At 43.4% G+C, this 14,019-nt stretch carries 11 protein-coding genes; 2 read left to right on the forward strand and 9 right to left on the reverse strand.

Annotated elements, in window-relative coordinates:
- The 7 genes from G632_RS0109190 to G632_RS0109220 all read right to left on the reverse strand — a co-directional run bounded on the left by G632_RS0109190 (position 1) and on the right by G632_RS0109220 (position 9,756).
- Positions 1–1,959 carry a family 43 glycosylhydrolase gene (locus tag G632_RS0109190; RefSeq protein ID WP_022768752.1) on the reverse strand — a complete coding sequence of 653 codons (1,959 nt, stop codon included), beginning with the start codon at positions 1,957–1,959 and terminating at the stop codon, positions 1–3.
- Positions 1,956–3,611 (reverse strand): glycoside hydrolase family 43 protein, encoded by a 1,656-nt coding sequence (locus G632_RS0109195; RefSeq protein WP_022768754.1) that lies wholly within the window; start codon positions 3,609–3,611, stop codon positions 1,956–1,958. The genes G632_RS0109190 and G632_RS0109195 overlap by 4 nt, the downstream gene beginning before the upstream one ends.
- Before the next feature lie 7 nt (positions 3,612–3,618).
- A complete protein-coding gene (locus G632_RS0109200) occupies positions 3,619–4,341 on the reverse strand; it encodes a rhamnogalacturonan acetylesterase (protein ID WP_022768755.1) in 723 nt (240 codons plus the stop codon).
- Between the two features lie 75 nt (positions 4,342–4,416).
- Entirely contained in the window at positions 4,417–5,283 is an 867-nt protein-coding gene (locus G632_RS0109205) for a carbohydrate ABC transporter permease (RefSeq protein WP_022768756.1), read from the reverse strand.
- Positions 5,284–5,294: 11 nt separating this feature from the next.
- Positions 5,295–6,245, reverse strand: coding sequence for an ABC transporter permease (locus tag G632_RS0109210; RefSeq protein WP_026512504.1), 951 nt, complete (start codon positions 6,243–6,245; stop codon positions 5,295–5,297).
- A 135-nt stretch (positions 6,246–6,380) separates the two neighbouring features.
- Positions 6,381–8,048 carry a hypothetical protein gene (locus tag G632_RS0109215; protein WP_022768759.1) on the reverse strand — a complete coding sequence of 556 codons (1,668 nt, stop codon included), beginning with the start codon at positions 8,046–8,048 and terminating at the stop codon, positions 6,381–6,383.
- Between the two features lie 205 nt (positions 8,049–8,253).
- The gene (locus G632_RS0109220; RefSeq protein WP_022768760.1) at positions 8,254–9,756 is read right to left on the reverse strand and encodes a UxaA family hydrolase; all 1,503 of its coding nucleotides are present in this window, start codon (positions 9,754–9,756) and stop codon (positions 8,254–8,256) included.
- Between the two features lie 182 nt (positions 9,757–9,938).
- Between G632_RS0109220 and uxaC the strand changes: the two genes are divergently transcribed.
- Both uxaC and G632_RS0109230 read left to right on the forward strand, forming a co-directional pair.
- The gene (uxaC, locus tag G632_RS0109225; protein ID WP_022768762.1) at positions 9,939–11,357 is read left to right on the forward strand and encodes a glucuronate isomerase; all 1,419 of its coding nucleotides are present in this window, start codon (positions 9,939–9,941) and stop codon (positions 11,355–11,357) included.
- 4 nt (positions 11,358–11,361) lie between these two features.
- Positions 11,362–12,384 (forward strand): LacI family DNA-binding transcriptional regulator, encoded by a 1,023-nt coding sequence (locus G632_RS0109230; protein ID WP_022768763.1) that lies wholly within the window; start codon positions 11,362–11,364, stop codon positions 12,382–12,384.
- 78 nt (positions 12,385–12,462) lie between these two features.
- Here the strand turns inward: G632_RS0109230 and G632_RS0109235 are convergent, their stop codons facing one another.
- Together G632_RS0109235 and mscL are read right to left on the reverse strand one after the other, a co-directional pair.
- On the reverse strand, positions 12,463–13,434 hold the full coding sequence (locus G632_RS0109235; protein WP_022768764.1) for a bile acid:sodium symporter family protein: 972 nt from the start codon (positions 13,432–13,434) through the stop codon (positions 12,463–12,465).
- A 35-nt stretch (positions 13,435–13,469) separates the two neighbouring features.
- Positions 13,470–13,952 (reverse strand): large conductance mechanosensitive channel protein MscL, encoded by a 483-nt coding sequence (mscL, locus tag G632_RS0109240; RefSeq protein WP_022768766.1) that lies wholly within the window; start codon positions 13,950–13,952, stop codon positions 13,470–13,472.
- Positions 13,953–14,019: the final 67 nt, after the last annotated feature.

Consider the following 14,019-nt stretch of genomic DNA (forward strand, 5'->3'; position numbering starts at 1 on the left):
TTACATCTCCTTAAACATATCATCTCTGAAGGAAACAATCATCTCATTTGCGCCTGAAAAAGCATACATTCCGACCATTGCTCCGGTAAATCTCTTGCCCCTGTCAAGGCCTTCGTCGCACAGATAAAAGACATTGTCCAGTGTTGCAAAGTGTCTTCTGTCGCCTTCTTCGTTCAAGCAATACGAAAGCTCTCTTCTTAGATGATCTGTATCCATATATAGCCTTATAGATTCTGCTGTACCTTCAAGTGGCTCTTTTGACAAAAGAGCTCTGTCCTCATCTCCAATGTGCTCGTTAACATATAGATATCGCCTTCCCTCTTTCCTTGTGATTCCAAATTCAAAGAAAGTGTTCTCATCATAGTATCCGCAAATTCCGGCGCTCTGTCCATCCTTAATATCCGGAATATCCATTGAAACCGAATATGAAAAGACTAAACTACTCTGCCTTCTTAAAACTATGTTCCTGCTATCTACGCTTGAAAGAGGCGCTCTGCTTCCCTTAATTTGGAACTTCCTCTCATCAGAACTGCAAACAACTTCGCCATCCTCAAAGGGACGGGGAGTCATATATTCCATGTAAAGCCCGCAAGGGGATATTCGCACTCTTTTGCCATTATCGGCTTCTGCATCTGAATCTGTATCCATCTCAGGAAATGGTTTGACCTGCATAGCAGACGGTCCCTTAAGATCATTTACTATAGGCCATCCGTCAGGCGTCCAGGTCACGGGATCGATTGCCGTCTCCCTTCCAAGAATACTGTACCTGCCATCCAGTGCTCTTCCGCAGAGATAGACCATAAACCATCTGCCGTCCTGAGTCTCTACCAGGTCCCCGTGTCCGCATCTCTGAATTGCAGCAGTTTCGTCTTTCTGCCTCATTATTGGATTGTAGGGGCATCTTTCATAGACGCCGAAGAGCTCTTTTGACCTGGACACAGTAACCCTGTGGCCCGGGCCCGTACCACCCTCAGCCTCAAGCAGGTAGTAATATCCGTCCTTCTTGTATAGATGAGGCCCTTCGGGAGCTCTTTTATGGTCTCCGTAGTAAAGAAGCTGAGCATCGGAAATCTTCTTCGTTCCGGATTTATCCAGCTCGAAGATCCTCGCTCCACGGTTTAGGAGCATATATCTCCTGCCGTCATCATCATTAAAGATACTTGGATCGATTCCATCTTCATCAATGAAAACAGGCTCGGTGTAAGGGCCTTCCGGCTTATCAGAGCTTACAACAATCTGCCTTCTGTAAGTGGGCGGAACGTCATTTAGCCTGTAGGTCGCCGTTATGTAAAATCTTCCCTCGTAGTAGGAAATATCAGGAGCCCAGTAGCCCCTTCCGCCTTCAAGTTCATCAAGATGTGCCCAGTCAGGGTTTGTTATGGCATGTCCTATTATCTCCCAATGAATAAGGTCTCTCGAATGTGAGATCGGAATACAGGGAAAAAAGATGAAGGAAGAGTTGACCATATAGTAGTCAGAGCCAACTCTTACAATTGACGGATCCGGGTAAAAACCACGTCTTATGGGATTGTGATAATAATCCTCATATTTATGGCTAAACTTATTCTCTAAGTAATTCTCGATATTTATATATCCTAAAGCCAATGAATCCTCGGGATATTCTTCATACATATTCTCATAGCTCTGTCTAAGATCATGTACAATATCCCATGGTGTTACAAGGTCTGAATCTCCCTCAAGAGGGTCCATACCACATCTCTCAACCAGGTATTTAAACACCTCTAAATCACCGGATTCAGCGCCAAAGTGAAGCACATTCCTGTGTTCATCATCGTACTCATTAAGGCTGATCCTGGAGTATTCAACAAGGTATTTAAGGATGTCCAGATTCCCGAGCTTTGCAGCTTCAAACAGAGCCTCCTTACTTACTTTCGAAGGCTCGTTTATCAATATCTCTTTTAATCTGTCAAGGTCATCATGCCTTATCGCATCAATCATTGTAGCTCCTCTACAATAAAATTCTTAAAGTCAGCGTGTCCGTGATCTTTGTTGTTACCACCAAGAGACAGGGCGAATATTCCGAGCTTTGCCCCTACCCAGGTGTGATCCGAAGGCGTGTAATCTATGCCAAGATCAAACATCTTTACTCCATCAAAGGAAATACAGACCTTGAGTTTCATGTCTTCTGCTTCCTGGCTTTTAGTAACGTTCTGAAAATAAGTATCTGCTCCGGTGAAGGTCATAACCCATTTGATGTTTTTGAGAGCGTCCTCCAAAGAAAGTTCGCTGTCTTTTACATAGTTTTCAAAGAGTTCCGAAAGGTCTGTTGCCTCACTCTTGTGCGTATCATCTCCCTCAGAGTGAATGGTCCTTACATAATATTTACCGGCAATATCTTTCTCTATAAAAGCTGCAACGTACTGACCGCCTGTCATGCAGACGCCCGCTCTTTCTCCCGGCAAAAGCCCTGATGCATCCATTTCAGCTTCTGCCCTAAAGGAAGGGTAAATCAGCTTCTGCGTAAGAACATTGCTGCTCCTCCACAGAACCGGCATTTCTTCATGAGACGGATTCTGGCAAAAGAGCCTTAAGCCGTCTCTTTCAGCGCCGGTTTCATCTGTTACACTTCCATAAAAGCTATCGTCGTGATCACCCATCCATTGCCACGAAAGATTTGGTTTACCGTCCTTAAAATCATCTGACCCTTCAAGATATACGGGCTCTTCGCTTGTAATAACAGGCTTATCCAGCTCAAAGGCCGGCTCTCCAACTCCGTTTTCATCAGGATTTATTCCGATAACAGGCCATCCGCCCTTCCAGCATACCGGCTGAAGATGACATATCCTTCCATAGAGTCCTCTGTCCTGGAAATGAAGGAAATACTCTTTTCCATCCGGAGTATCAATAAGACCTCCCTGGTGAGGGCCGTTGATAACAGTGCCGCCCTGAGCCATCACAGTCTTTATCTCATAGGGGCCGTGAATGTCTTTTGACCTGAGTGCAACCTGATAGCCTTCCCTTACACCTCCGGCCGGAGCAAGGATATAGTAAAATCCATCCCTCTTATAAACCTTGGGCCCTTCTATGGTCACTGCCGGGTGAGACGGGTCATTTCCATTAAATACAAAGTGATCTTCACTGATAGCCTTAAGTCCGTCAGGACTCATCTCGAATATACCGAGAATGCTCTTAAAGCCGATTCTGGACTTGGCATATCCGTGAATGATATAAGCCCTTCCATCCTCATCCCAGAATGGGCACGGGTCAATAAGGCCTTTCCCTTCAAGGACAAGAACCGGCTCTTCCCACTCTCCTAAAGGGTCTTTTGTTCTTACTACGTAGTAGCCTTCATCAGGCATTCCGTAGTAGATATAAAACATTCCCTCATGAAATCTGATAGCCGGAGCCCAGATGCCTTCTGAGTGCCTCGGTATCTTAAATCTCTCCTGCCCTATATTTTTAAGGGCATAATTAACCAGGCTCCAGTTCACAAGGTCTTTTGACACAAGGATTGGAAGCCCCGGTGTGTAGTTGAAGCTGCTGGCAGTCATATAAAATGTATCTCCGGCCCTTATTACATCAGGGTCAGAGTAATCTGCAAACAGCACAGGATTTCTAAATTTATCTCCAAGATCAGAATAAGTTTTCATGGTTTTCTCATCCGTTTATCTCAATATTCGTCGTCTCTTTATTAAGCTCCTCATCTGCAAGGAGGGATGCATAAACACCGCCAAGATCCTTAAGTCCCTTAGCTATCATGCCTGCATAGAGCATTGCTCCTTCGTACTTTAAATGGGAGTTATCTATCTTACCCTCAGGAGCCCAAGATGCCTCTCCCGGTGCAAGATTCATATAGTACTTCTTTGTAGCCTCATCACCTGTCTTAGTTAAAAAGTCCCTGCTCATGGTAAAAAGATCCACAACCGGAACATCAAATTTTTCAGCAGCTTCTTTCATCCCCTTTACATACTCAGTGTGTTCGGAGGGCTTAAGTGCGCCATTTTCATCAAACAGCCTTCTTTCAACCGAGGTAATGAAAACAGGATATGCGCCTTTATTTCTGGCTACATTCACATACTTGCCAAGGTTGACAATAAACTCCCCATGGGGATCTGTATATCTGGAAGGGTCATTTTTCTTTTCATCATTGTGTCCGAACTGGATAAAAAGAAAATCTCCCTCTGTGATCTCATCATAAATCGGCGCAAGGCGTGATTCATCTATAAAGCTCTTGGTGCTCCTTCCGTTTACTGCTCTGTTGCATACACAGACATCCATGGCAGTGAACCTGTCAAAAGCCTGTCCTATCCCTGTTTGGGGATAAGTTGATGCCTTGTTGGTAGCTACCGTCGAATCTCCTGCCCAGAAAATATGTCTCATCTTTCTACTCCTTTAAAAACAGCCGTCCAAGCAAAAAACCTGGACGGCCTGTTAAAATGATTATCTGATTTAATATTACTCTTTTACAGCTCCTACGTTAACGCCCTTAACGAAGTACTTCTGAAGGAAAGGATACAGAAGCATGAAAGGAAGGATTGCACAAACGATGGCTGAATAGTACAGAGTACTCTGTGATACCTTATAAGCCGTCGTCGGCGTATCTCCGTCCATGACCATAACTCTCAGGATGTACTGGAAGTTAACCTGATCACGGTTTGTGATGTAGATCTGAACTGTTGAATAGTCGTTCCATACAGTTACGGCAAACATCAGACCGATTGAAGCAAGGGCTGCCTTAGAAAGAGGAAGCACGATCTTGAAGAAGATACCCATTGGTGAGCATCCGTCAATCTTAGCTGCTTCAAAAAGTGATCCCGGTATTCCTTCAAAGAAGTTACGCATAAGAACCAGGTTGTAAACATTCATACCATGCTTAACAACAAGGATCCACATCTTGTTAAGAAGGCCAAGCTGTTTCATAACCAAGTACTCAGGGATCATACCACCTGAGAAGATCATGGTGAAGAGAAGGAAGTATGCAAAAAGTGTTCTTCCGGGCATCTCGTACTGTGAAAGTACATATCCACCAAGGGTTGACATTACAAGACCAAGCAGTGTTCCAAGAATTGTTGTAACAACTGAATTAACGAATGGCTTGTAAAGCTTAGCTGTGTGAAGGATTGTACGATATCCGTCAAGTGTTGGCTGATTCGGGAAAAACTGGAATTTGTAAACACCAACGGCGTTGAAGGAATCAACAACAACCTTCCAGATTGGGAACAGAACTATAAGTCCCAACAAAATAAATACTATGTAATTTACTACGTCAAATGTATCGGTCTTTTTCTTACGACCTGCACCAAATTCTACTCTCTTTGCCATCGTAAGCCTCCTTAAATAATTCCGCGGCCGCGGACTTTCTTGCTGGCCCAGTTACAAATAAGTACCAGTGCGCATCCAACCAGTGACTTGAAAAGACCTACCGCTGTTGTGTAACCATAGTTAGGAATAGCTGTCATGAAGGTCTTACGATAGATGTATGTTGAAATTACATCCGAAACAGCAAATACTCGGTTGTTGTACATAACGAATACTGACTCAAAGAGGTTAAGAACCTTAGCCAGATTCAGGATAAGTACGATGATTACTGTGTTGAGAAGTTCAGGTACTGTTACATACCAGATCTTCTGAAGTCTTGTAGCACCATCGATATCTGCTGCTTCATAGAGCTCGGGGTTAATTCCTGAAAGCGTTGCCAGGAAGATAACGGTTCCCCATCCTGTCTCCTTCCAGATATTTACCAGATAGTAAACAGGTCGCCAGAGCGTGAGCTCATGCATGAAATCAATACTCTCTTTTATCAGTCCCCAACTCTTAAGTGTTTCATTTACGAAACCTGTTGAAGAAGTTGAAAGGAAAAGTGTGAAGATAGCTGCTGTAACTGTCCATGACATGAAATGTGGCAGGTAGATAACTGTCTGCAATACTTTCTTGGCAAACAGGTTTGCCATCTCATTGATGAACACAGATACAATAACCGCAGTACCTGTGGTGATCAGCAGCTTGATGATAGAAAGCTGTAGTGTATTAAAAAAGGCTTTCCAGAAATCAGCATCTGAGAACATCTTCTCAAAATGTTTAAAGCCTACCGGTTCCAATTTCTTAAGTGTGTAATCATAGAAAGCATATCTTACGCCAAGCATTGGCCAATAGTAGATAATAAGAACATAGATAACTACAGGAAGAAACATAAGATAAAAACCTCTGTGGTTCCATATACGCATTCCCAAAGGCTTTTTATTTAAAGTTTGTCCTGTGGATGTAACCTTCTGTGTTTTGCTCATTTTACTGCCCCATTCATATTTATACTTGTTGATTGTGGTAAAGGAAAGGATCTCTTTAAGGTTCTGCATGGGCACCCGGATGGATGCCCATACAGTTTATAGATAGTTTAAAAGAATTGGTTTTGAAAAAAGAAATTACTGTGCGTTAAGCTCGTCAAGGATCTCTGTGATTGTATCGCCCCACTTAGCCTGGTACTCAGCGATAGCATCCTCTGCGCTCTTCTTACCTGCAACAACTTCGTTCATAAGAGTTGTCTTATCTGTTGCAAGATCAGCCTCAACCTCTGTGAGGATCTCTGATGAAGGTGACTGAGGAGCGTCTACGCAGTTCTCTGTGAAGAACTTGTTACCAGCCTGTACAAGCTCGTCGTTATCTACGAAACCGTTTGTAAGAGGAGCAATAACAAGTACTGGATCAAGGTGATTCTTCTTCCATACAGAGTTAGGGTCGTTAGGAGACTGCTTAAGGTGGAACTGACCTTCCTCGTACTCATAATCTTTCTTCTTGTCAGGATCATCAGGGTTAGTTGTGAATGACTCTGCGTGTGTTGACCAGTGAACATCCTCAGCACCATATGTCCAAAGTGTCTGAACCTTGTCACCGTCAAGCATTGTCTCAAGGAGTGCATCGAAGATAGCCTGCTCACGAGAGTTGTCTCCGTCGCCATCATCTGTGATTACCCATACAGGAGCCTCACGGTTGATGTATCCGCCCCATGTATCCTTGATCTCCTTGATAGGAGGAAGCTGTACAAGTCTGTCATCGCCAAGATCTGTATCAACGTCGTTCTTGTCAAGGTTATCTGTAAGAGTTCTAAGCCATGTGCCAGCCCAGTAAGTGAATACACCTTCTGATGTTGTCTGGTCATTTGAGAACCATTTCTCACGTGCTGTCTTTGTTGAAGCTTCCTCAGTATCCTTATCGATTACGCCATCAGCGTAGCCCTGAGCAAGTCTTGTAAGAGCATCGATTGTAGCCTGCTCCTGGAATCCGTCAACCCACTGTCCGTCCTTCTGGTAGATAGCTGGGTAAGCACCCTGCCAGAACTCAGGCATGTAGTTGATGTATGGAGCCTCGTCAAGCTTACCGAATCCTGCTGCGATAACACCTGTCTGGCCATCCTTTGTGAAAGCCTTGAGCATGTTGTAGTAGTCATCGAATGTCTTGATGTCATCAACCTTAAGTCCTGCAGCATCGAGCCATGACTGCTTGATGTATGTAACACATCCGTTACCATATGTAGGAGCGAAAGCGTAAAGCTCTCCGTTTGCAGTCTTCATGTTCTCGTTGATTGAAGGAAGTGTGATCCTTGACTGGAACTCTGCGTTTGCATAAGCATCAGCCATGTTCCAAAGGATACCTGTGTTCTGATACTGCTTGAACATTGTAGCGCTCATGATAAGAGCATCAGGATACTGTCCGTCACCGGGCTGTCCTGTTGTAAGGAGCTGAGCTACATTGTCCTTGTAACCTGAGTGCTCAGGCTGGTTGATGTGAAGCTTGATGTCATGACCAATCTTCTCTGAAACAGCTGCTTCCCACTGCTCGATGAAAGCATCCTGTCCGTTATCAACGTTTGCTGTAAGTGTTCCGTCTACTGTGATGTAGAGGTCTGTGAGCTCATACTCACCTGCCTCAGCTGTCTCAGCTGTCTCTGTTGTAGCTGTAGCATCAGTTGTCTGAGCTGCTGTGTCAGTGCTCTGGCCGCCGTCTGTTGTTGCAGGTGCTGATTCTGATCCGCATGCTGCAAGAGAAGCAACCATTGCTGTTGAAAGAATTAATGATAAGACTTTCTTTTTCATTTAATTTGTTCCTCCCAATTTGATTTTTGAAAATTAAATGTAAGCACTTTCATTTGCTTGTAACTGTACTTTATCATGTATCGCAATCCTTTGCAAGTACAAATTTTGTAAGATTTGTAACAATCTCCTCAGTTTTTTGTCGAAAGTAGCATTTATACGCCAATTTTGGAAAGTGCTTACATGTAAAAATTTACAAAAAATTTCTTTAAAGTGTTACTCCTCTTTTCCATATTGCCATATCATGGAAACCTGCCAGTTCACTTTTAAGCTTTTCACCTGATGCTGTTCTTACAATCTTGTCAAAGAGTTCATCAGTGAGGTCCTCAAAGGTTTCTCCGTCTAATATACGGCCTGCACAAAAGTCGATCCAATTGCCCTTCTTCTGAGCAATGGTATTGTTGCTGGCTATTTTCATAGTAGGAACGGGACATGCAAAAGGTGTTCCTCTTCCTGTTGTAAAGAGCACAATCTGAGCTCCTGCACTGGCAAGGGCTGTTGCTGCACAGAGGTCATTGCCGGGTGCGCACAAAAGGTTGAGTCCTGTCGTCTCAGTTCTCTCACCATATTCCATAACGTTCATTACAGGATAATCGCCGGACTTCTGTGTGCATCCAAGGGACTTATCCTCAAGTGTTGTAATTCCGCCCGCCTTATTTCCGGGAGATGGATTCTCATATATAGGCTCGCCCTGCTTGGTGAAGTACTCTTTGAAGCCGTTGATCATATTGACGGTATCTTCAAAGGTCTTTTCATCCTTACATCTATTCATAAGAATAGTCTCTGCTCCGAACATCTCAGGAACCTCAGTCAGGATGCTGGTTCCTCCATACTCTATAATGCGGTCTGAAATCCTGCCCACAAGAGGATTGGCTGTGATTCCGGAAAAGCCGTCGCTTCCGCCGCACTTAAGTCCGATTATGAGCTTTGAAAGATCAGCATCTGTTCTTTCATCAGCTGATGCTGTGTCTATAAGCTCTTTTAACAGATTAAGTCCGTCCTCCATCTCGTCGTCTGACTTCTGGCATACCAGGAACTTAACTCTGTCCTTGTCATACTCTCCTATATAAGGCATCAACACATCGATATTGCTGTTCTCGCAGCCAAGGCCAAGAACAAGCACTCCGCCTGCGTTTGGATGTTTAATAAGGTCTGCAAGAATTGTTCTTGTGTGCTCCTGATCGTCTCCTGTCTGAGAGCATCCGTAATTATGTGTAAAAGCAACTACTTCATCAATACTTCCCTTAATATAGGAATTAGCCTGCTTGGCAAGAGCTGTTGCAATGTTGTTTACACAGCCGACTGTGGGAATGATCCATATTTCATTTCTTATGCCTACTCTGCCATCACCCCTTACAAAGCCCTTAAATGTGCCCTTTCTCGTGCCCATCTTGGCCTCTTTGGCAGGAACATACTCAGGATCGGGCTGATACTTATAATCAAGGATTCCCTCAAGATTAGTCTTGATATCATGTGTGTGAACCCATCTGCCTGTGCTTATCGCTTCTGTAGCATGTCCGATGGCGTATCCGTATTTCACAATGTCTTTTCCGTCATCAATGTCCTTAACAGCCATCTTGTGGCCTGCAGGAATATCTTCCAAAGCCTCTACCGCTCTGCCATCTCCAAGAGTTACGCTCTCGCCTTTCTTTAATTCTTCAAGGCATACAACCACATTGTCCTGGGGATGAATCTGTAAAAATCTGCCCATTTGTAACCTACCCTTCTTGTGTTTTGAAAATATGTTGTAAGCGTTTACAATAAAATCATATATTTAACTAAATCAAACGTCAACAAATTTTTCTATTGTAATTGCCGTGGCTGTCTTGTATAATCAATTTGAAAAAAATTATGAAAATGCTTTCATAATTGAAAGGTTTGGAGGGTATACAAATGAAAAGATTTATGGACGAAGATTTCCTTCTGCAGTCTGAATCTGCCAAGAAACTGTACCATGATTATTCAGAGAACATGCCCATTCTTGACTATCACTGTCACATCAGTCCAAGAGAGATAGCCGAGGATCGTCATTTCGACACAATCACACAGGTATGGCTCGGAGGAGATCACTACAAATGGCGCATGATGCGTTCTTTCGGGGTTGATGAGAAGTTTATTACAGGAGATGCTTCTGATAAGGATAAATTTCTTATGTTCGCAAAGTGCCTTGAGAAGTCGGTAGGACACCCGCTTCATCACTGGGCACATCTTGAACTTCGTAAATATTTCGGTTACCAGGGCGTTCTTAATTCAAAGACCGCCGAGGAAGTTTATGATCTTTGCAACAAGGTTCTTCAGGACCCTGCAACAAGCGTAAGATCACTTATCAAGGCTTCAGGTGTAACTCTTATCTGCACAACAGATGATCCTGTTGATACTCTTGAGTGGCACGACAAGATTAAAGAAGATCCAACTTTTGATGTTAAGGTTCTTCCTGCATGGAGACCTGACAAGGCTAAGAATATCACTAAGCCTGAGTTTACTGATTATCTTAAGGCTCTTTCAGATGTAAGCGGAGTTAAGATCGACTCTTTCGCTTCACTTAAGGAAGCTCTTAAGGTAAGACTTGATTACTTTGCTTCAAAGGGCTGCACAGTTACAGACCACGCCCTTGAATATGTTATGTACTACCCTGCTTCTGACGAAGAAGTTGAGGCAATCTTTGCAAAGCGCCTTGCCGGATCAGAACTTACCAAAGAGGAAGATCTGAAGTTCCAGACAGCATTCATGCTCTTTGAAGGTGAAGAGATTGCAAAGAGAGACTGGGTAATGCAGCTTCACTTCGGATGCAAGAGAGACAACAACACTCCTATGTTCGAGAAGCTCGGTCCCGATACAGGATACGATTCAATCGATGCTTACTATCCTATGGGTGAGATGGCAGATTTCCTCAATGCCCTTCATGTAAAGAATTCTCTTCCTAAGACAATTCTCTACTCACTTAACCCTAACGATAACAAGATCATCAACACTATGCTCAACTGCTTCAACGAAGGTCCTGCAGTTGCCAAGATCCAGCAGGGAAGCGCATGGTGGTTCAATGACAGCAAGTTCGGTATGGAGGAGCAGCTCAGATGCGTTGCTGAATCCAGCAATCTCTCAGGCTTTGTAGGAATGCTTACAGACTCAAGAAGCTTTACTTCCTATACAAGACATGAGTACTTCAGAAGAATCCTTTGTAATTATTTGGGATCTCTTGTTGAAAATGGTGAATATCCTTCAGAGGACCTTGATATTCTCGGTGAAATTGTAAAAGATATCTCTTATAATAATGCAGTTAGATATTTCAAATTCCCGTTAGAAGAAAGATAACTTTATGAGCAACCAGATGACAATATATGACATTTCCAAGAAGGCAGGGGTTTCAATTGCCACAGTATCCCGTGTACTTAACGGATCCACCAATGTTAAGCCCCGCACTCGCAAGAAAGTCATGGACATAATTGAACAATATGGCTATAAGCCCAATGCTTTTGCCAGAGGACTTGGTCTTAATTCCATGAAGACCATTGGTATTCTCTGTGCCGATGCATCCGATCTGTACCTTGCCAAGGCCATCTACTACATAGAGCAGAAGCTCCGTGAGAACGGATATCACTCAGTTCTTTGTTGTACAGGTTATGAGGTTGAGACCAAGAAAGAGTCGGTTAATCTCCTCTTGTCCCAGCATGTAGATGCGATTGTCATGATAGGCTCCAACTTTATCATGAACACTTCCGAGGATAACCAGTACATTAAGGAGGCAGCTGCAACTGTGCCTATCATGCTCCTTAACGCGGACTTTGACTGTAACAATGTTTACTGCACTCTCTGCGATGATTACAAGGCAACACAGGATGCAACAGAGCAGCTTATTAACGGCGGAGCCAAGGATATCCTTTATCTCTACAACAGTAACTCCTACTCAGGTCTTAAGAAGCTGGCAGGATTCCAGAACGCCCTTCTTACACATGACATTCCGCTCAAGAAGCAGCTCATGCAGTGCTTTAAGGGAAGTCACGAGGACATAGATGGTGTTAAGGGCTTTGTAGAGAGCCTTCACGCCAAGGGTCTTAAGTTCGATGCCATCGTAACAAGTGATGACTTTTTGGCAGTAGGTTCCATGAACTTTGCCAGAGCTAATCACATCAAGGTTCCTTCAGAGCTTCAGGTTATAGGATACAACAATTCAATCCTCTCCCACTGCTCTGAGCCGGAGCTCTCCTCAATCGATAACAGACTTGAGGATATGTGCATTCAGCTTGTTAAGACACTTATCGGAACCCTGACTCAGAATGAGATGCCACAGAAGACCATCTTCTCAGGCGAACTTATCAAGAGAGGTTCAACCAGGATTTAACTACTTTCTATATACATTTAAAAACAACCGGTAAATGAGGCCATGCTCATTTACCGGTTGTTTGATTTATTTGATCTGTTAAGCGCCTTTCTCCTCTTTCAGAAAGTTGTCAGACTGCTTATCTTTATCCTCCAGTCTTCTGTAAATATTAGCTAAAAGCGCTCCTGATATGTTGTGCCATACAGAGAAGATTGCTCCGGGCACTGTTGCCATTGCAAGGTCAGGGAAAGCTGATCCAGCAAGGGATGTTGCGAGACCTGAATTCTGCATTCCAATCTCGATAGAGAGTGCTTTCTTTTTGGACATTGGAAGCTTGAGTACAAGTCCAAGCGCAAATCCTACAACATATCCGAGAACATTGTGAAGGATAACTACTACAAATACGATAGCTCCTGTTTCAAGGATTCTCTCAGCATTGTGAGAAACAACCGCTGCAACAATAAGTGTTATTGCAACTACAGAAATAAGCGGAAGTACATCTGATACTTTTTCTGTATATTTGCTCCAGAATCTGTTAATGATAAAGCCCAGCGCAATGGGGATGATAACTACCTTGATGATTGAAAGGAACATGCTCAGCACATCCACTGATACTGTTGTCTTTAACAAAAGGTATGTAATAGCAGGTGTAAGAAGTGGTGCCAGGAGCGTGTTGACACTGGTCATTCCTACTGAAAGGGCTACATCTCCCTTACTCAGATATGTCATTACATTGCTCGCTGTTCCGCCCGGACAGGTTCCTACAAGGATTACTCCGGCCAGAAGACCTGTCTCAAGGCCGAATATCTTACCAAGTGCAAATGCCAGAAGAGGCATTATGGTAAACTGTGCAATACAACCGATAATGATATCTTTTGGACGTTTGAAGACTACTGCGAAATCGCCAAACTTCAAAGTAAGTCCCATTCCAAACATTACAACCATAAGCAGGTAGTTGATCCATGATGTCTGTATCCACAGGCATGACTTTGGTACAAAAAGTGCCAGAGCTGCAACTACGAGAACAATTATTGCCATATACTTTCCAACAAAGTCACTAATCCTTTTCATATTCAGTTTTCCTTCCTCACATAGATGACTGTTAATTAAAGTTCAGATGTGCAGTGAGGGCATCTTGTTGCCTCAATGTTGATCTCACTCTTACAACGTGGGCAGATCTTAGTTGTAGCAGGTGCTTCTGCTTCTTCCTTTTCAAATCTTGCTGCTATCTTATTCATGGATTTTACAAGGCAGAAGATTACAAGTGCCATGAGAATAAAGTTGATGATTACTGTAATGAATGTACCGTAGTTAAGTGTAGCTGCTCCGGCCTCTTTTGCTGCCTCGAGGGTGGCATATGAACTGCCATCAAGAGAAACAAACATGTTGTTGAAGTCAATTCCACCGGTAAGTAAGCTGATGATCGGCATGATGATGTCATCAACCAGTGATGAAATGATCTTCTGGAAAGCTCCGCCAATGATAACACCGACTGCCATATCCATCACGTTTCCACGCATGATGAACTCACGAAATTCGGCCGCAAAGCCCTTGCCTTTGCCGGCCACGTTTTTGATCTTTTCTGTCATATCCTTTTACCTCCACAAAATATTTTTCATACTCTTGAAATTATAGCACAGAATGCCTAAAATAAAA

The organism is Butyrivibrio sp. NC2007 (genome assembly GCF_000421405.1).
Lineage (GTDB): Bacteria > Bacillota > Clostridia > Lachnospirales > Lachnospiraceae > Butyrivibrio.

What these genes read in the sequence shown, in the direction of transcription:
- G632_RS0109190 (WP_022768752.1), bottom strand. Translation starts at nt 1,959, where the DNA reads ATGATTGATGCGATAAGGCATGATGACCTTGACAGATTAAAAGAGATA.
- G632_RS0109195 (WP_022768754.1), bottom strand. Translation starts at nt 3,611, where the DNA reads ATGAAAACTTATTCTGATCTTGGAGATAAATTTAGAAATCCTGTGCTG.
- G632_RS0109200 (WP_022768755.1), bottom strand. Translation starts at nt 4,341, where the DNA reads ATGAGACATATTTTCTGGGCAGGAGATTCGACGGTAGCTACCAACAAG.
- G632_RS0109205 (WP_022768756.1), bottom strand. Translation starts at nt 5,283, where the DNA reads ATGGCAAAGAGAGTAGAATTTGGTGCAGGTCGTAAGAAAAAGACCGAT.
- G632_RS0109210 (WP_026512504.1), bottom strand. Translation starts at nt 6,245, where the DNA reads ATGAGCAAAACACAGAAGGTTACATCCACAGGACAAACTTTAAATAAA.
- G632_RS0109215 (WP_022768759.1), bottom strand. Translation starts at nt 8,048, where the DNA reads ATGAAAAAGAAAGTCTTATCATTAATTCTTTCAACAGCAATGGTTGCT.
- G632_RS0109220 (WP_022768760.1), bottom strand. Translation starts at nt 9,756, where the DNA reads ATGGGCAGATTTTTACAGATTCATCCCCAGGACAATGTGGTTGTATGC.
- uxaC (WP_022768762.1), top strand. Translation starts at nt 9,939, where the DNA reads ATGAAAAGATTTATGGACGAAGATTTCCTTCTGCAGTCTGAATCTGCC.
- G632_RS0109230 (WP_022768763.1), top strand. Translation starts at nt 11,362, where the DNA reads ATGAGCAACCAGATGACAATATATGACATTTCCAAGAAGGCAGGGGTT.
- G632_RS0109235 (WP_022768764.1), bottom strand. Translation starts at nt 13,434, where the DNA reads ATGAAAAGGATTAGTGACTTTGTTGGAAAGTATATGGCAATAATTGTT.
- mscL (WP_022768766.1), bottom strand. Translation starts at nt 13,952, where the DNA reads ATGACAGAAAAGATCAAAAACGTGGCCGGCAAAGGCAAGGGCTTTGCG.